The 16,819-nt window shown below is 61.3% G+C and carries 15 protein-coding genes; 11 read left to right on the top strand and 4 right to left on the bottom strand.

Annotation, left to right across the window (positions count from 1 at the left end):
* Positions 1-26: 26 nt before the first annotated feature.
* The 6 genes from DW024_RS06165 to DW024_RS06145 all read left to right on the top strand — a co-directional run bounded on the left by DW024_RS06165 (position 27) and on the right by DW024_RS06145 (position 6,409).
* On the top strand, positions 27-221 hold the full coding sequence (locus tag DW024_RS06165; RefSeq protein WP_118266928.1) for a hypothetical protein: 195 nt from the start codon (positions 27-29) through the stop codon (positions 219-221).
* Between the two features lie 121 nt (positions 222-342).
* On the top strand, positions 343-3,693 hold the full coding sequence (locus tag DW024_RS06160) for a CAP domain-containing protein (protein WP_118377233.1): 3,351 nt from the start codon (positions 343-345) through the stop codon (positions 3,691-3,693).
* A 96-nt stretch (positions 3,694-3,789) separates the two neighbouring features.
* On the top strand, positions 3,790-4,155 hold the full coding sequence (locus DW024_RS10000; protein WP_117799814.1) for a hypothetical protein: 366 nt from the start codon (positions 3,790-3,792) through the stop codon (positions 4,153-4,155).
* 128 nt (positions 4,156-4,283) lie between these two features.
* The gene (locus DW024_RS06155) at positions 4,284-5,039 is read left to right on the top strand and encodes a metallophosphoesterase (RefSeq protein WP_089572443.1); all 756 of its coding nucleotides are present in this window, start codon (positions 4,284-4,286) and stop codon (positions 5,037-5,039) included.
* A gap of 9 nt (positions 5,040-5,048) precedes the next feature.
* On the top strand, positions 5,049-5,687 hold the full coding sequence (locus DW024_RS06150; RefSeq protein WP_117637087.1) for a metallophosphoesterase: 639 nt from the start codon (positions 5,049-5,051) through the stop codon (positions 5,685-5,687).
* A complete protein-coding gene (locus tag DW024_RS06145; RefSeq protein WP_118377232.1) occupies positions 5,684-6,409 on the top strand; it encodes a metallophosphoesterase in 726 nt (241 codons plus the stop codon). Before DW024_RS06150 ends, DW024_RS06145 begins: the two co-directional genes overlap by 4 nt.
* Before the next feature lie 121 nt (positions 6,410-6,530).
* On the opposite strand, the gene DW024_RS06140 is transcribed toward DW024_RS06145, so the two are convergent.
* The 3 genes from DW024_RS06140 to gluQRS form a co-directional block, all read right to left on the bottom strand.
* The gene (locus DW024_RS06140; RefSeq protein WP_089572440.1) at positions 6,531-7,004 is read right to left on the bottom strand and encodes a GNAT family N-acetyltransferase; all 474 of its coding nucleotides are present in this window, start codon (positions 7,002-7,004) and stop codon (positions 6,531-6,533) included.
* Entirely contained in the window at positions 7,001-7,267 is a 267-nt protein-coding gene (locus tag DW024_RS06135) for a DUF1778 domain-containing protein (RefSeq protein WP_089572439.1), read from the bottom strand. Before DW024_RS06135 ends, DW024_RS06140 begins: the two co-directional genes overlap by 4 nt.
* A gap of 107 nt (positions 7,268-7,374) precedes the next feature.
* On the bottom strand, positions 7,375-8,376 hold the full coding sequence (gene gluQRS, locus DW024_RS06130; protein ID WP_118377231.1) for a tRNA glutamyl-Q(34) synthetase GluQRS: 1,002 nt from the start codon (positions 8,374-8,376) through the stop codon (positions 7,375-7,377).
* 514 nt (positions 8,377-8,890) lie between these two features.
* On the opposite strand from gluQRS, the gene DW024_RS06125 reads away from it, so the two are divergent.
* The gene (locus DW024_RS06125) at positions 8,891-10,837 is read left to right on the top strand and encodes a DUF2207 domain-containing protein (RefSeq protein ID WP_158572171.1); all 1,947 of its coding nucleotides are present in this window, start codon (positions 8,891-8,893) and stop codon (positions 10,835-10,837) included.
* 411 nt (positions 10,838-11,248) lie between these two features.
* On the opposite strand, the gene DW024_RS06120 is transcribed toward DW024_RS06125, so the two are convergent.
* On the bottom strand, positions 11,249-11,890 hold the full coding sequence (locus tag DW024_RS06120; protein WP_118377229.1) for a GNAT family N-acetyltransferase: 642 nt from the start codon (positions 11,888-11,890) through the stop codon (positions 11,249-11,251).
* A gap of 277 nt (positions 11,891-12,167) precedes the next feature.
* On the opposite strand from DW024_RS06120, the gene purH reads away from it, so the two are divergent.
* The 4 genes from purH (at position 12,168) to DW024_RS06100 (ending at position 16,661) form a co-directional block, all read left to right on the top strand.
* Positions 12,168-13,775, top strand: a complete 1,608-nt coding sequence (purH, locus tag DW024_RS06115) for a bifunctional phosphoribosylaminoimidazolecarboxamide formyltransferase/IMP cyclohydrolase (protein WP_118377228.1) — start codon at positions 12,168-12,170, stop codon at positions 13,773-13,775.
* 250 nt (positions 13,776-14,025) lie between these two features.
* Complete coding sequence (locus tag DW024_RS06110; protein ID WP_118377227.1) at positions 14,026-14,757, top strand: hypothetical protein; 732 nt, start codon at positions 14,026-14,028, stop codon at positions 14,755-14,757.
* A 179-nt stretch (positions 14,758-14,936) separates the two neighbouring features.
* Complete coding sequence (locus DW024_RS06105) at positions 14,937-15,608, top strand: response regulator transcription factor (protein ID WP_117564915.1); 672 nt, start codon at positions 14,937-14,939, stop codon at positions 15,606-15,608.
* 9 nt (positions 15,609-15,617) lie between these two features.
* The gene (locus DW024_RS06100; RefSeq protein ID WP_117564916.1) at positions 15,618-16,661 is read left to right on the top strand and encodes a sensor histidine kinase; all 1,044 of its coding nucleotides are present in this window, start codon (positions 15,618-15,620) and stop codon (positions 16,659-16,661) included.
* The last annotated feature ends 158 nt before the right edge of the window (positions 16,662-16,819 follow it).

The following is a 16,819-nucleotide window of genomic DNA, read 5'->3' as shown; positions in this document are numbered from 1 at the left end:
CAGTTTATGTTGAGAGGTACTTGAGCATGACCAGCAGAATTTTCCCCCTTTACAACGACAATACCGACCATATCGATCTCAATACCATCTGCGGTTACAGTATTTGTTCTAAGGCCGAGAACTACATGTTTGCTCAAGATGATTCAGAGCTTAGCTCCGAAGATTATGAGTACATGAATGATATTGAGCGCGAGCGGGAGTATGAGCTCGGCATCCGCTGATGGATGTGGGCTTGTCTCCAACTCCTCCGATTTAATTACCCCGTTATCACCTCTTTTTAGCGGGGCAAGTTAGATCGACTATCTGTGTCAAACAACGGCTCACCGTGGGAAGGAATCGGCAATGAGCAAGAACATGAACAAGGACATGAACGGCAAGGCCTTGGGTAAGGCCAGGGCGGCTGGGCGCGTGGCGACGGTTGCTGCGGCGACGATTGCCATGACGGGCGGCTCGCTGCTGTCGCCTCTGACCGCGGCGGCGCAGGGTGCGGATGGCATTGGCGCCGCGGGCGCAACGGCTGCGGTGATGTCGCCGCTGACGAGCGCTGCGGCCGCCGGTACTGGCGCGGGTGCCGTGTCTGCAGCGCAAAAGGTCGCCGACCTGCAGGCTGCAGTTGATGCGGCGCGCGCTAAAGCTGCTACCGCCAAGGCCGATCTGGAAGCGGCTGCCGCTCCCTACGATGCTGCCGCCGTCAACCAGCAGCAGGCGCGGGGCGCCTGTGACGCGGCCCGCGGTGCGAGCGATAGCGCGGCCTCCGCTGCTTCGGCCGAGCTGGAAAAGCAGCTGGGCGCTGCGCAGGACAAGGCCGATCAGGATGTCAAGGCGTTTGAGGACGCTCAGGCTGCGCTCGATGCTGCCAAGAAGGAGCTGGCGGACAAGGATGAAGCCCTGACTGCTGCCCAGAGGGCATCCCGTGATGCCCAGTCTGCGCTTGAGGCCGCACAGGCTGCTGCATCCGATGCTACGCCCGAGGCTGTAGCTGCCGCCCAGGCTGCCGCAGGGCAGGCTGCGAGTGACCTGGAACAGGCGAAGCAGCAGGTCGTTGATGCGCAGGCCAAGCTCTCGGATGCTCAAGACGCTGCCACTGCCGCCGCTGCCAAGCAGCAGGACGCGCAGGGCAAGCTTTCGGCAGCTCGGCAGGCAAAGGCCGCGGCAGATGCGGACGTGGATGCCGCGCAGACGAGCTATGACGCGGCCAAGGCCGATCTGGATCGAGCCGAGCAGGGCGCCGCGGGCCCGGAGTACGAGGCCGCCAAGGCAAAGGTGGCTGCTGCGTCCGAAGCGCTGACGGCCGCCAAGGCCGCGCAGTCGAAGTGCGAGAGCGAGCTTGCTGCCGCTGAGCAGGACGTTGCCGCCGCCGAGGGCGAGGTTCAGACTGCTCAGCAGGCAGTTGCCGATCAGCAGCAGGCCGCTGCCGATGCCCAGTCAAAGCTGGATGCCGCCGCTGCTGCCAAGACCGCTGCCGACGCCGCTCTTGACCAGGCCAAGACCGATCATGCCAGTGCGCTCACGGAGCTGGCCGATGCCCAGGCCAAGCTTTCGGCGGCCAAGGACGAGAAAGACGCTGCCGACAAGGCGCTCGATCAGGCGAAGGCCCAAAAGCAGCAGGCCGACCAGGCTGTGGCTCAGGCCCAGGCAAAGCTCGATGCCGCTCAGGCAACGGCGAATGCATCGGCGGAGAACTACCGCCAGGGTGCCATCGCATTCTTTAAGAGTGTGGGTGCCGACGATGCGGCGGATATCATCCTCAACTGCAAACTCGCTGGCTACAACAAGGTGGGCGAGGAAGTCGACGCGACGAGCCTGACCAATATGAAGCAGGCGGTTGTGTGGCTCAAAGCGTGCAACGAGTATCGCGCAAGCGTTGGCCTAGGCGAGCTCAAGGTGACATATGCCATGATGGCGATCGCCATCGCCGACGCGAACTTCTCCGATACGAAGGTCGCGCACGCTCAGCAGTTTAACGTGGGCGAGAATGTGGCGTGGAACTACGGAAGCAATCCGTTTAAGCAGTGGGTCGATCAGGAGAAGGCCATCTTTGATGCTGCCGCCGCCTCGCTGGGCGCGTCGGGCCTTACGGGAAAGGCCGCTTACGATTTCTATACAGCGCATAGCTCCCAGATTGATAACTACGCCGCACTGCACGGTGGACCAAACCCTTCGGTCGGACATTACATCAACGTGATCAACCCCGATTACACCGTGACGGGCATGGGCGTTTGCACGCGAGGGACGCTGTACGGGAGTACACAGGCGCAAACATTTGTATATTCTGGTCAATGGTATAAGCCGTATAACCTCAATCCGATGACGGTTGCAGAGTATGAGGCTGCGTTGAATGCGTGGTGTGACTCGTTGGCAAATCCCGAGCAGGGCGTGGATGCGGCACGCAAGGAGCTTGCTGTGGCGCAGGGCGTTGCCGACGATGCCGGCAGCAAGGTGAGTGCAGCATCGCAGGCCGTTGCAGCAAAGCAAACCCAGGTTGAGCGCGCTGCCGCTAACGTTGATGTCGCGGCAACCAAGGCCTCGGAGGCCCAGGCTGCCGTGGCGCAAAAGCAGGCTGCAGCTGACGCCGCCGCGCGTGCCGTCAGCGATGCCCGCGCCGATTTGAGCGCTGCCAACGCCGCTGTTGCGGCAGCGCAGGACGCCGTGGCCGCCAAGTCTGGCGAGCTCGACATTGCCAAGGGCAAGGTGGCTGCTGCCAAGCGCGCACTGGACGCCGCTCGTGCCGGTGTTGGCGACAAACGGGATGCACTTGCCGCGGCCCAGGATGAGCTAGCGGCGTACTCAGCCGATATCGCCGCTGCTCAGCGTGCGTTTGATGCGGCGTCGTCTGCACTCGAAAGCGCGCGTGCCAATCAGCGCGAGGCGGAGGCCGAACTTCTTGCCACCCAAGGCGATGCCGATCAGGCAGGCATCGATGCTGCTGCCACTCAGGTGGAGCTCGATATGGCGCAGCGGGCTGCAAGCGATGCCGACGCCGTCGTGGCAACGGCTCAGGCAAAATCTGATGCAGCTGCCGCCCGCGCCTCTCAGCTTAAGAATGCCGCCGCAGCACTTGCCAAGGCCACTGGGGACAAAGCGACTGCCGATGCCGCGCTCGATGCAGCGGCGATGGCCGTGAGCGATGCCGAGTATGACGTGGTGGAGGCTGACGATGCCGTGGTGGATGCGACTGTCGCGCGCGACGCCTCTGCCGCCGCGGTTGCCCGCCTGCGCAGAATCAATATTGCCGAAGCCATTGTCAACGGCAGCACTGACGATGCGGACGAGGTACTTAACGCCAAGATCGCTGCGGCCCACGATGCCGCCGAGCGTGCCGCGACCGCCAAGGCCGAACTCGATGACGCCGTGGCTGCGACGGATGCCGTGGCGCCGGCATACTTGGAGGCGCTCGCCAACTACACCGCCGCCAAGGTCGAGCTCGACCAGGCTATTGCCGAGCTTAACGCCGAGATCGCTCGCCAAGAGGCCGCCGACCGCGGAAACGGCGAGCAGACCCAGCCCGTCACGCAAGTGACGTACCAGGCCAAGCATGCGGAGGCAAAGACCGAGGCCACGACTTGGCAGACGGCGATGCCCGCCACGGGCGATGCGTCCGAGCTGCTGGGTGAGACCTTCGTGATCGGCGGCACGGTCCTGGTGGCCGCCGGCGTATTCCTGTCCGATAAGCGCCGCCAGCTGATCCGTTAGGGACAGGGAAGCGCGCTGTTTTTGGCGCGCACCGCAGGGGCATGGGCTCTGCGGCGCGCGCCGCCTTTTTCTTCAAGATTGATTAAGGAGGGATATATGCAAATAAGAGGAGAGGCCGCGATCGCCTGCGGATTCATGGCGGGTCTGGCAACGGGGTTGCTGTTCGATGGATGTTTCGACAGCTATATCAATCGATTCTGCGATTTTGGTTTTTCGAGAGGCAAGCCTTGGAAAACAGCGCCAGCTCGTCAAGAGGTGGCTGCGCCCATCGAGCCCCGCAGCGTGGATACCTCAAAAATCAAGGTAATCGTCACTAAGAACGGCAAGATTTACCACCGTTCTACGGGGTGCAAAAGCCTTCCTCAAAACGCCATTAAAACAAGCGTACCATTAGCGGCTGCACTCAAGCGAGGCAAGACGCCCTGCCCAACATGCTGCCCGCCAACAGTGTGCTCGATCTAGTTTTTTGGGTGTTTGATCCGTTTGGATGGAAGAACGAAGGGTAAGCCCTAAGGGATACAGATGCCGGCCCGGCCTGCAATTTCTTCCATTGATTTGTCCAGAGTCGCACAGCACGGAGGTGTTGTTTGATGTCTATTTTCGTTACCGGAGACGTTCACGGTGTTGCCGAGTATGGGGCGAGTCGCTTCTCGTCGCGCGTTTGGCCATTGGGTCGAACGCTGACGCGCGATGACGTTGTCATCGTTGCCGGCGACTTTGGCTTTATATGGAGCGGCTCGAACACCGACAAATACTGGCTCGACTGGTTTGAGTCCAAGCCCTGGACCACGTGTTTTGTCGACGGCAATCACGAGAACCATCATCTGCTGGCGGGGCTGCCAATGCGTGAGTGGAACGGGGGCCTCGTTCACGAGGTTCGCCCGCACGTGCTGCACCTGATGCGCGGCGAGGTGTTCGACATCACGGGGACCACGGTGCTCGCCATGGGTGGCGCCGCGAGCCATGACAAACAGTGGCGTCAGGAGGGAAAGACGTGGTGGCCCGAGGAGATGCCGAGTGAGCGCGAGATCAAACACTGTCGCGCCTCGCTCGATCGCGCGGGCTGGAAGGTCGACTATGTTGTGACGCACGAGGCGCCGGTCGATTTGGCTGACGAGCTGTGCATGGAGTGCAATCGCGAGTTCTACGACGATTCGCTGCAGGCCTTTTTGGGCGAGCTCGACGGGCGGCTCGACTACCGCACCTGGTTCTTTGGCCATTACCATGACGATGAATGGCGCGATGACAAGCATCGCCTTATCTACCAAGATATCGTGCCGATCGAAGCGCGATGTGCCGATGGGCAGGATGAGACGGCGAGTGACTATTTTGAGCAAGAGCGTTAGGAGGTCCCCATGATCTGGTTTACCAGCGATACCCACTTTGGGCACGAGAACATGCTGCGGCTCGCCGACAGGCCTTGGTCGACTGTTGGGCAGATGAACGACGCCATGGTCGCTAGCATTAATAGCAAGGTCGCTGCGGATGACGAGCTTTACATTTTGGGTGACTTCAGCTTTAAGATGACGGTCCAAGATGCCTACGAGTTGCGCAAAAGCATTGCATGCAAGCGCATCCATCTGCTGCCCGGCAACCACGATAAAGACTGGACGCAGCCTGCGGTGGCGGATGCTTTTATCGTCGAGCCGCCCATTTGCGTGCTCAAGATCGACCGTCAGAAAATCGTGCTGAGCCACTATCCCATGGTCGACTGGCAGGGTATGTCGCACGGCGGCTGGCATTTGCACGGGCATATCCACAGCTGTGGCGACGCGTATAACAAGTTCAACCTTCGGCAGGGGCTGCTGCGCTACGACGTGGGCGTGGACGCCAACGGCTACGCCCCGGTGAGCCTGGAGGAGCTCAAGTCGTGGTTTGCACAGGTAGACGAGCCGGTGTGTTGCGTTAAGTGGCCGTGGTGGGTCAACGCCACGGGCGACGAGCAGGTCGAGCGCGATCTCGAAACCTATAAGAGGGAAGTGGTGATCCGATGACGGTCTATGTGACGGGCGACGTCCATGGCGGCGCTGACATGCAAAAGCTGCGCGATTGGGATCTTGGGGAAAGCCTGACGAGCGACGACTATCTCATCATTGCCGGCGACTTTGGCCTTCCGTGGGATTTCTCTGCCGAGGAGTGCGCCGACATCGCTTGGCTGGAGTCGCGCCCCTATACCGTGCTGTTCGTCGACGGCAACCACGAACGTTTCGACCACTGGGCGGAGCGACCCATGGAGTTGTGGCACGGCGGACTGACACAGCGCCTGTCGGACACCTCGCCCATACGGCGCCTGACGCGCGGCGAGGTTTTTGAACTCGACGGCTCAACGGTCTTTACCATGGGCGGCGCCACGAGCGTGGACAAGGAATACCGCATTCCGTATTCCAGCTGGTGGCCGCAGGAGCTGCCGGACGAGCGCAACTTTGAGGAGGCGCGGACAAAGCTCGACGGCGTGGGCTGGAAGGTCGACTACGTGGTCACCCACACCTGCTCTACGCGCATGCTTTCGCCCACGCTTTATCCGGCGCCCGGCTGGAATTGCCCCGCCGTTGATCGGCTTACGGCGTTTTTCGATGAGCTGGAGGACCGCTTGGACTACAAGCGCTGGTACTACGGGCATTTTCATCGGGATGCCAACCCGGCCGAGCGCCACACCGTGCTCTACGACTGCATCGTTCGCCTGGGCGGCGAGCTCCAGCCCTGGGACGTTGCGTAGGGGCAGGCATAGCGAGCTCTTCGTATGATGCCTTGGGTAGTTACCCTACATTTTGGCAATAGTCATTATCTGTAGGGTAACTTAAGACATACTGGGAGCTGGAGGAGATGCTGCTGGCGGTCTAGAGTTTCAACGCCATTCGGTTGGTGCCGGGTAGGGCTGCAAAGCCGAAATGCGCATAGAACGCTGCCGCCTCATCATCTACTGGATCGACAACCAAAGCTCGCGCTCCCGCTAGGGCAGAAATTTTCAAGGCGTTTTCGATGGCATCTTTGAGCAACGATGCTCCCAGACCAAGCCCCTTGAATTTCTCATCAACCCCCATCATTCCAAGCAACACTGCGGGAACTTGGGAGGGGGAGTTCCGAACGAACCATCCTCCGTCAACATTTTCGCGAGCTACGGAGTGCGTACATAGCGTATAGAACCCGGCGACTGCGCCGTCGTAATACGATGCGTATATAACCGCCGACCCTCTTCTTCGCGCCGAGGCTGATCTGTTTTTAGCCCATCCGTCTACAAGGGTATTACCGCAGTGGAAAGCCTCGATGCCTTGACCAACGGGGAGTTGAACGGGCTTGGTAAACGTGCTCATTCCCAAATCGCTTTACGGTCGAGCAACGCTTTTGCGGCTTGGGGCATGGGTGAGTCGAGCATTTCGCAAAATGCATCAAAACCATCAGGAGAAAGATAGGTTGTTGACGCCTCGGCGATGTCACGTGCGGAGCTCTCGTCAAGGTGAGCCGTGGCCCATTGGGTGAGAGTTTGCCCGCGCAAGGCCGCGGCGCGCTCGTAAGTAAGGCGTTGACGCTCGGTCAGCCTTAGATCCATACGGCGCTGTTTCTCAATCGTTGGCATGGTAAAACCTCCTTTGCATCATTGTACGGAACTATTCCGTACATAACAAGATACAGAATTACGCACTCGTCGGGGGGGGGGGGTAGTGAAGGGGGCAGGGCGTTTGACTACTCGGCCATTACGGTGATGTTCTCGCGGTGCGCGCGGATGACGTCCCAGCTAAAGTGCTCGACCAGCTGCTCGGCGGTACGCGGCGTGGTGTCCGGCGCGATGCCTGTTTGCCCGGCGAGCCATCCCAACAGTGCCTCGGGTGTGCCAAAGCGGGTGCGGAGCTCGCCCAGGTCCAGATCGCGATCGCGCTTGGAAAGGCGGCGGCCGTCCGGCGACATGAGCAGCGGGATGTGCGCGTAGCGCGGTGTGGGCAGTCCCAGCAGATGTTGCAGATAGATCTGGCGCGGCGTGGAACCAAGCAGGTCGCATCCGCGTACGATCTCGGTGACGCCCATGGCAGCGTCGTCGACCACCACGGCCAGCTGATAGGCAAACACGCCGTCGCTGCGGCGCACCAAAAAGTCGCCGCACTCGGTGGCGAGTGCCTCGCATTGGGCTCCGTACGTGCGGTCAACGAATTCGATCACGTCGCCGGCGAGGTCGTCGACGGCGGGCACACGCAGGCGCGTGGCGGGAGCGCGCAGGGCGCTGCGGCGGGCAACCTCCTCGGCAGAAAGGCCTCGGCAGGCGCCGCGGTAGATGGGCGTGCCGTCGCTGGCGTGCGGCGCGCTTGCGGTGTGGAGCTCGGCGCGCGTGCAAAAGCAGGGATAGGTGAGGCCGGCGTCTTGCAGCTGGTGCAGGGCGTCCTCGTACAAGTCCAGGCGATCGTGCTGGCAGTAGGGGCCTTCGTCCCACTCAAGCCCCAGCCAGGCTAGGTCGTCAATCAATTGGGCGGCAAGTTCCGGGCGCTTGCAGCGATCGTCCAGGTCCTCGATGCGCAACACGATGCTGCCGCCCTGGCTGCGGGCCGAAAGCCACGCGCACAGGCAGCTGAACACGTTGCCCAGATGCATGCGGCCCGAGGGCGACGGGGCAAAGCGGCCCACGACGGGCGCGGGAGCGGCCGCTGCTGGTGCGCCCGCGGCGTGTGTTGCTATGTTGCATGCGTTGATATCCATGCGGACGAGTATAGCGCGGGGTGAGGTGAGGGGGCGTCGTCGATGCTCGCGAGTTGCCGAGGCTGCGTGTTGTGCGCGGCGGGCACCGACTCAACACCTCGATTACCGCCCCAAGCTCAGCCCCTTCAACCCCTCAAACGACAGAAACCCCAGCAGCTCTTCGCAACTGCCGGGGTTTCCGCGGAAAAGGGGGACATGATCCTCGAGCGAACGGCAAAGGGGCAAACCGTTTCGCTCAACTGCTTTATGCCCCTCGGTTGGCGGCTCAATCAGCGCGGGCCGCGCCCACACAAAGCCGCTACACCTGTGACGGAGCTGTGAAGTGGTATCTATTGCCAGGGCGGGCTATGCCAAGGAGTGTCCCAGATTGCCGGCAGATAAGGAACGTCCCCAGGTGCCGGCGGCGGGCGTGACTTTTGTCCCGTTTGATACTCCGCTGACCTAGATGTTCGTCACATGAACCCGCAAACGTGGGACAATGACGCTGTTGGTATCACAGACAAAGGATGTGCCTATGAACGCCCTCGTTGCCAAGCCCTGTCGGCAGCGCCACCTGTTTGCGCGATTCGCTTCCGTCTGCGCACTCGTCGCGCTTGCGTTGTTGCTGCTGCCTGCCGCCGCGCACGCCGACGGCTACTCCATGACCCAAACCTATATCGGTGCCACGGTTGAAGCCGATGGATCGCTGACCGTTGTAGAGGGGCGCCAGTTTGATTTCGATGACGACATCAACGGCGTGTTTTGGGAGATCAATACGGGAGCCAACCAGCAGGGCGGCACGGCGGGCGTCGATGTGCAGAGTGTCGAGGAAGAGGACACCGCGTTTAACAAAGTCGATAGCGCGAACAAGGGCGACTCTGGCGTCTATACGGTCGAGCAGACCGGTGACGGCGTAAGGATTAAGGTGTTCAGCCCTCACGAGAGCGGCGACAGCGCGATCTATTACGTGAGCTACACCATGACCGGTGCGGTTATGAACTGGGCCGATACCGCCGAGCTCTACTGGAAGTTCGTGGGTGACGGCTGGTCTGCGGATTCCGACGATGTCGAGATGGAAGTGTACTTCGCAAATGCCGCTGCCGGGACGGCGGCCGTCAAGGGCGATAACTTCCGCGCATGGGGCCACGGCCCGCTGACGGGCGACGTATCGCTCGATGCGGACGAACCCATGGTCACCTACACCATTCCGTGCGTGCACGAGGGTGAGTTTGCCGAGGCACGCATCGCCTTCCCCAGCGACTGGGTGCCGCAGCTTGCCGCCTCGGGCGAAGAGCGCATGTCAACGATCCTGAGCGAAGAGAAGGAATGGGCCGACGAAGCTAACGCCCGCCGTGAGCACGCGCGTGCGGTTGCCGGCGCGATTGCCGTGATGTGTGTTGTTGTGGCGGTTGCCTATACCGGTGTAATCGTGATGCTCAAGCTGCGCAGGCCCAAGCCCAAGCCGCTCTTCCAGGACGAGTACTTCCGCGATGTGCCCTCCGCCGATCATCCCGCGGTGCTTGCAACTCTTATGAGCTGGAACGACGTGCCCGATCAGGCATATATCGCCACGCTGATGAAGCTGACCGACGACCGCGTGATCAAGCTGGAAGAAGCGACCGAGACCAAGAAGAAGGGTCTGCTCCGTCGCGAAAAAGAGGAGCAGACGTATCGCATCACAGTGACCGACGAGGCCTGGAAGGCTGCCAAGAAGGACGGCATCGACCGCGACGTACTCAAGGTCTTCTTCGCTGGCGTTAAGCCCGATAAGGGCGGAGTCCGTTCGCGCACGTTTAGCGAGCTGGAGGAGTACGCTAGCGAGCGCACCACATCTGTTGGCGACAAGCTCGAGGACTATCAGAGCACGGTTAAGGGCAAGCTGGAGGCGCGCGAGCTTATCGCCTCGGACGGCACCGTCGCCCTGGTTGCCGGCTTGGTTCTCGGCATCATCATTGTCTTTGGCATTTTGGGCTCTCTGTTCTATACCGACTTTGCGGACGCCAACGTCGGTGCCGCTATGATTTCGATCCCCGTCACGATCGTGGGCTTTGTCCTGAGCTGCACCTTCCGCCGTTACACGCCGGAGGGCGCCGAGGTGGCGGCTCGCTGCAAGGCGCTCAAGCATTGGCTCGAGGATTTCACACGCCTAAAGGAAGCCGTCCCGGGCGATCTGGTGCTGTGGAACAAGCTGCTGGTGATGGGCGTTGCCCTAGGCGTTTCGAAAGAAGTGCTGCGACAGCTGGCCGAGGCCGTGCCTGCGGACCTGCGCAACAGCGACGATTTCTACGACAACTACCCCTGCTACTGGTGGTATTACCATCACTACGGCAACGAGTCTCCGCTCGATTCGTTCAACGATGTGTATCACGAGACCATCCGCGAGTTGGCTTCGAGCTCCGATAGCTCGAGTGGCGGCGGTGGTGGCGGCTTCTCGGGCGGCGGAGGCGGCGGCGTCGGCGGAGGCGGCGGCGGAACGTTCTAGCGAGCGCTTGCTTTGGGGTGGATCTTTCTGGGCGGTTGCCAGGGAAGATCCATCCCATTTTTGTGCATCGAAACGGGCCATACTTTCCGCTGCGGACCTTCGCGCAAGGGGCAGTGGACGAAAAATGCCAAATATGAGTACTGTTGCTGCGTTGGTCACATATGTTTGCACATAATAATGGGCTCCTAATGAGAGTACTTTTCGTTAGGAGCCCATTTTATTGAACATTTGGGGAGTTACGTCAGCTCGTGCAGCTGGTCGTCATGCCTATAAGCATCAAAAATGCCCCGAATCGCTGCTACTAAAAAGGTAACAGTACTCATATTTGATGTATTTTGACCACAGCTATTTGCAGACCACCAAGGCCACTCATTGGGGACAGACTTAAATGACTAGGTGTGGCTGCTTGGGCTAGGCTGTTAGGTCGAGTTCGTAGAGGAAGCTTTCGCGCGGCATGTCGTGACGGCGCTCTTCGCGGTTGGCGCGGTGCGTGGCGGTGCGCTTAAAGCCGTGCAGCTCGTAGAACTTCCACGAGCAGTTGGAGTCGGTGTACAGGTGCGCCCTCGTCGCTCCAAGCGAGGACAGGTGCGAGATCGCGGCATCGAGCAGAACCGTGCCAACGCCCAGGCCATGGACATCGCGATCCACGGCAAGCAGCGTGACCTCGTTGTCGTGCGGCAACGGGCTGCTCTCGAGCAGGCGATTGTTGGTTCGGATGGTTGCGCGCACAAACGAGAGATACTCGGCGCAGGCATCAGGCTCCAGCTCGCGCATCTGCGATAGCAGCGCGCGCTCGGTATCCATCCAATGTTCCTTGACGGCGGCGTCGGAGCTCTGTCCCGCACGCGCAAGCGCAATGCCGCGCGCCTGGCCGTCGATTACGGCAACTTGCGAAAACGTCGATGACGAAAGGCAGTAGGCAAGGTCGCACGCGGCCTCAAGGCGGTTGTACTCATCGTTATCCGAATTGTTATGCCAAAGCTGCTGCAGAATCAGCGCGATGGCGTCGAAGTCTTCGGTGTCAAACGGTCGGTAGAGAACCCGCGAGACCATGGTGCCTCTTTCTTTTGCGGATGCATATCGAGCACAGTTCTACCACGCCATTGGCATCGAATTATGGTGCCCCTGTGTTCCATGAACTCACCGCGCCCGGTGCCGCGCCCATGCCCTCCGCTCGCAAGCTTTTTCTGCACATGCGACCGTTGCGGGGTGCATCGACGCGCTCGATGCGCTACATTGAATCAGTATTTTCAATGCCGCTGCGCGAGCGCTGCAGATCGACGTATCACCGACTCACAGAGCACGGCGGCGTACCAGACAGGAGGACTGCATGGGATCTGATGTGAAGATCGCACGCGCGTTGATCTCGGTTACCGATAAAACGGGCGTCGTCGATTTCGCACGGACGCTGGTCGATGACTTTGGCGTCGAGATCATCTCTACGGGCGGTACGGCTCGTGCTATCGAGGATGCGGGCGTTCCCGTAACCCCCATCGAGGAGTTTACGGGTTATCCCGAGATGATGGACGGCCGCGTTAAGACCCTGCACCCCAAGGTTCACGGCGCGCTGCTGGCCCGCCGCGATTCCGAGCAGCACATGCAGGAGGCGGCTCAGCATGGCATTAAGCTGATCGACCTGGTCGTCGTCAACCTGTACGAGTTCGAGAAGACCGTCGCTAACCCCGAGGTCACCTTCGCGGATGCCATCGAGCACATCGACATCGGTGGTCCCTCCATGCTGCGCTCTGCCGCCAAGAACGCCGCGAGCGTTACCGTCATCTCCGACCCGGCCGACTATGATGCCGTCCTGGCCGAGATGCACGAGACCGGTGGCTGCACCACGCTTTCCACCCGTCGTCGCCTGCAGGTGAAGGTCTACCAGACCACCGCCGCCTACGACACGGCTATCTCCCGTTGGCTTGCCGCCCAGGCAAGTGACGTGGCGGATACCTCTGCCAAGCTCGAGATTTCGCTGGAGAAGGTCGACGACCTGCGCTATGGCGAGAATCCTCAGCAGAAGGCTACGGTCTACCGCTTTGCCGAGGGTTGCGAGAACACCGCGAGCTCGCAGTTTCCGCTCGTGGGCTCCGAGCAGATCCAGGGCAAGCCGCTCAGCTACAATAACTATCTGGATGCCGATGCCGCTTGGAACCTGGTCCGCGAGTTCGACGAGCCTGCCTGCGTGATCCTCAAACACCAGAACCCCTGCGGCTCCGCCGTTGCCGAGGACATTACGTCCGCTTACGACCGCGCCTTCGCCTGCGATCCCAAGAGCGCCTTCGGCGGCATCATCGCCTGCAACCGCGAGGTTCCCTTTGAGCTGGTTGAGCATTTTGCCGATCAGAACAAGCAGTTTGTCGAGGTCATCATCGCCCCGAGCTACACTGCCGAGGCGCTCGAGCGCATGGCCAAGCGCCCCAACCTGCGCGTGCTGGCTACCGGCGGCGTGGACCACGGCGCCCAGGTGGAACTGCGCTCCATCGACGGCGGCATGCTGGTGCAGGAGGTCGACCACGTGACCGAGGACCCCGCGACCTTTACGTTCCCCACCGACCGCAAGCCCACCGATGCCGAGATGGCCGAGCTCGAGTTTGCCTGGAAGGTCTGCAAGGGCGTCAAGTCCAACGCCATCCTGGTCTCCAAGGGCAAGGCCGGCATTGGCATGGGCCCCGGTCAGCCCAACCGCGTTGACTCTGCGCTGCTTGCCTGCGAGCGCGCCGAGGACTTCTGCGAGCGCGAGGGCGTGGAGAAGGGCGGCTTTGCCTGCGCAAGCGACGCGTTCTTCCCGTTCCGCGACAACGTCGACGTGCTTGCCGAGCATGGCGTGACCTGCATCATCCAGCCCGGCGGCTCCAAGCGCGACGACGAGAGCATCCAGGCCTGCAACGAGCACAATATTGCGATGGTTTTCACGGGTGCGCGCCACTTCCGCCATTAAGTAGGGAGGTGGCGCTGCGGCTTGCCCAACCACCGCACCTTGCCGCTCATTCGTCGCCCGCGTACCCAAGTACGCGTCGCTCCTCTTTCACGGCAATCTGCGGCACCTGGGCAACCCTCGCCGACCTGTTAGGTTGACTGGGGAGGATGGGATGTTATCTCGTCCCTTGGACCGCCTCGCTTCTAAAATTATCTCTGCAAAAGACGGCCGCTCCGTTTGGAGGGCCGTCTTTTTGGTATAAGAGGACGGAATGACTAACACGAAAGGTATGACCATGCCCCAGATTGATGACGCAGAGCTGTTTGGCAATGCCGAGGACCAGCGTGCGTACGAGGACTTTTGCGCCAATCAGGAGGCGGTCGAGAAGTTTACGCTCGACAAGCCCGCGCTTATCTGCCGTTGGCGCATGTCCAACAAAAAGGTGCCCATGCTCAACCGTCACATTCGCGCGCTGTCCGAGCGCTTGGTGCAGGGCGAGCCGCTTACCCATAACATGCTCAGCTGGGCCAAGCAGCACGTTGAGTGGTCGCTTGCCGAGGGCGATTACACCGCGCACGACGGCGTGCTCATGCTGGTGATCGACGTTAACGGCAATGCCGCCATGACGGTGGGTGAGTACGAGCCGCTGGCCGATACTTCGGCCAAGGCGCTGCGTGCCCGCTCCGCCGAGGCCCGCTCCGAGGCCGACGAAACCGGCGTGGCGCCCGAGCTGCTCGCTGCCGTCAACAACGGCGAGCTGGCCTTTGTGGCGCCGGCGGACGAGTGCCTGTGTGGCACGGCGACGCTCATAGAGCAGCTGGCCCAGACCAAGGGCATCCCGGTCACGCGCGTAGACATTCCCGCACAGCTCAAGGGCGCCTTGTTCCTGGTAAGCGACGAGCACGGCGTGGTGCCTGCCACCGACGTCGACGCCGCCGAGTCTGATGCCGCGACGGTCGCCTTCTTTGCCGACGGCTACGAAAAGCTTCGCGCCCGCCGCTAAATGATTATTCTGGGACGGGGATTAAAGAATCATTTTGGTTCCCGCCACCGCTGCGAGTGCGAGGCGGACAAAACGCCCCCGCTCGCGAACAGTTCTGTCACCTTGGCGACGTGCGTGGCGCGCACCTGCAGTTTCGCAGCCATAATGGTGGCAAGACAACCAAGAGGGGAGCGGAATCCATGGCGCTAATCTATATCGTTGAGGACGACGAGCCCATTCGTCGTGAGCTTGTCGACATCCTTGCCCGCGCCGGGTTTGAAATCGAGGCCTGCGAATCGTTCGAGCATGTCTCGCGCGATATTCTCGCCGCCGCGCCCGACCTGGTGCTGCTCGACCTCACGCTTCCCGTCAAGGACGGCCAGCATATCTGCCACGAGGTTCGCCGCGAATCCGAGGTCCCCATCATCGTCCTCACCTCGCGCACGACCGAGATCGACGAGGTCATGGCCATGACGCTCGGCGCGGACGACTTTGTTCCCAAGCCCTATAGCGCGCGCGTGCTCGTGGCGCGCATCAACGCACTGCTGCGTCGCACCGCGGCGTCAGGCGAGCGCAGCACGCTCGTCCACAAGGGGCTGGAGCTCGACCTCGCCCGCTCTATGGTCACCAACACGGCGACCGGCGACAGCACCGAGCTCACCAAAAATGAGCTGCGCATTCTCTCGCTGCTCCTGAGCCGCGCGGGCAAGATCGTCTCGCGCTCGGCCATCATGCAGGACCTGTGGGACTCCGACGCCTTCGTGGACGACAATACGCTCACCGTCAACATCAACCGCCTGCGCACCACGCTCGAAAAAATCGGCATCAAGGGGTATTTGACGACGCATCGCGGCCAAGGCTATTCGGTCTAGGGGCCGGCTATGTCGTTTGGCAAGTTCTTTAAAGATGCACTGCTTCCCGTCGCCGTGTGGACGTGCGGCGTGCTGCTGAGCTGCTTTGTGCTGACGGTCGCCGGCGCACCCGTTTCTATCGTGGTCGTGGCGGTTGGCGTGTCCTTTATCTTCGGTATGCTCGGCATCGTGATCGAGTACGCTCGCCGTCGCCGTTTTCTGCGTCAGTTGGAGCGCGCGGCAGAGGAGCTCGAGAGTCCCGCATGGGTGCAGGAGATGGTGCAATGCCCAACCTATGCCGAGGGCGAGCTCGAGTACGAGGTCCTGTGCCGGGTGGGCAAAGCCGCCTGCGACGAGGTTGCCGAGGGCCGGCGTCAGACCGAAGACTATCGCGACTATATCGAGAGCTGGGTCCACGAGGCCAAGCTGCCCCTGGCGGCGGCTCACCTGATTCTGGAAAACCTCGACGGCGGCGCAGATGACCCAACACGTGTCGATGACCTGGGTCGCGAGTTGGCTCGCGTGGAACGCTATATCGACCAGGCGCTGTACTACGCGCGCTCGGAAGTCGTGGAGCGCGACTACCTGATTCGCCGCTGGGACCTTAAGACCTTGGTGACGGGTGCGATTAAGGCCAACGCGCGCGAGCTCATTGCGGCGCACGTGGCTCCGGTGTGCGAGAACCTCGACTTCGAGGTCTTTACCGACGAAAAATGGCTCGAGTTTATCCTGGGCCAGCTCATTCAGAACAGCATTAAATATGCGCGCGAGGACGGCGCGAAGATCGTGTTTTCGGGCGCGTTACTGGACGAGGGCCTGGCGAGCGAGCGCATCGAGCTCACCGTTGCGGACAACGGCTGCGGCGTGTGTGCGGCAGACCTGCCGCGCGTGTTCGAGAAGGGCTTTACCGGCGACAACGGCCGCACCACCAAGCGCGCAACGGGCATCGGCCTCTACCTGGTGGCGCGCCTATGCTCCAAGATGGGCATCGACGTCACGGCGGCATCCGACTCCGGCGAAGGCTTTGTCGTAACGTTCGCCTTCTCGACGAACAAGTTCCAATACTTTGAGTAGCCGGGCCGTCTTGCGCTGCGGACGGCTATGTTCCCGAACGTGAACTTAGCTAAGGCAACTGGCGTTATGTTCCCGAACGTGAACATAACTATGAGGCTCAAATGGATCTCCCAAAACAAAAACGTGCAGCCCAAACAAAACGTGCCGCCCCAAACGGG

Source organism: Collinsella sp. AF37-9 (assembly GCF_003475115.1).
Taxonomy (GTDB): Bacteria; Actinomycetota; Coriobacteriia; order Coriobacteriales; family Coriobacteriaceae; genus Collinsella.
The sequence above is the reverse complement of the archived record's forward strand: the minus strand, read 5'-3'. Positions and strand labels throughout refer to the sequence as shown.

Bases quoted from the DNA above. Each gene is read 5' to 3' on its own strand.
- DW024_RS06165 (WP_118266928.1), top strand. From the start codon at position 27: ATGACCAGCAGAATTTTCCCCCTTTACAACGACAATACCGACCATATC.
- DW024_RS06160 (WP_118377233.1), top strand. From the start codon at position 343: ATGAGCAAGAACATGAACAAGGACATGAACGGCAAGGCCTTGGGTAAG.
- DW024_RS10000 (WP_117799814.1), top strand. From the start codon at position 3,790: ATGCAAATAAGAGGAGAGGCCGCGATCGCCTGCGGATTCATGGCGGGT.
- DW024_RS06155 (WP_089572443.1), top strand. From the start codon at position 4,284: ATGTCTATTTTCGTTACCGGAGACGTTCACGGTGTTGCCGAGTATGGG.
- DW024_RS06150 (WP_117637087.1), top strand. From the start codon at position 5,049: ATGATCTGGTTTACCAGCGATACCCACTTTGGGCACGAGAACATGCTG.
- DW024_RS06145 (WP_118377232.1), top strand. From the start codon at position 5,684: ATGACGGTCTATGTGACGGGCGACGTCCATGGCGGCGCTGACATGCAA.
- DW024_RS06140 (WP_089572440.1), bottom strand. From the start codon at position 7,004: ATGAGCACGTTTACCAAGCCCGTTCAACTCCCCGTTGGTCAAGGCATC.
- DW024_RS06135 (WP_089572439.1), bottom strand. From the start codon at position 7,267: ATGCCAACGATTGAGAAACAGCGCCGTATGGATCTAAGGCTGACCGAG.
- gluQRS (WP_118377231.1), bottom strand. From the start codon at position 8,376: ATGGATATCAACGCATGCAACATAGCAACACACGCCGCGGGCGCACCA.
- DW024_RS06125 (WP_158572171.1), top strand. From the start codon at position 8,891: ATGAACGCCCTCGTTGCCAAGCCCTGTCGGCAGCGCCACCTGTTTGCG.
- DW024_RS06120 (WP_118377229.1), bottom strand. From the start codon at position 11,890: ATGGTCTCGCGGGTTCTCTACCGACCGTTTGACACCGAAGACTTCGAC.
- purH (WP_118377228.1), top strand. From the start codon at position 12,168: ATGGGATCTGATGTGAAGATCGCACGCGCGTTGATCTCGGTTACCGAT.
- DW024_RS06110 (WP_118377227.1), top strand. From the start codon at position 14,026: ATGACTAACACGAAAGGTATGACCATGCCCCAGATTGATGACGCAGAG.
- DW024_RS06105 (WP_117564915.1), top strand. From the start codon at position 14,937: ATGGCGCTAATCTATATCGTTGAGGACGACGAGCCCATTCGTCGTGAG.
- DW024_RS06100 (WP_117564916.1), top strand. From the start codon at position 15,618: ATGTCGTTTGGCAAGTTCTTTAAAGATGCACTGCTTCCCGTCGCCGTG.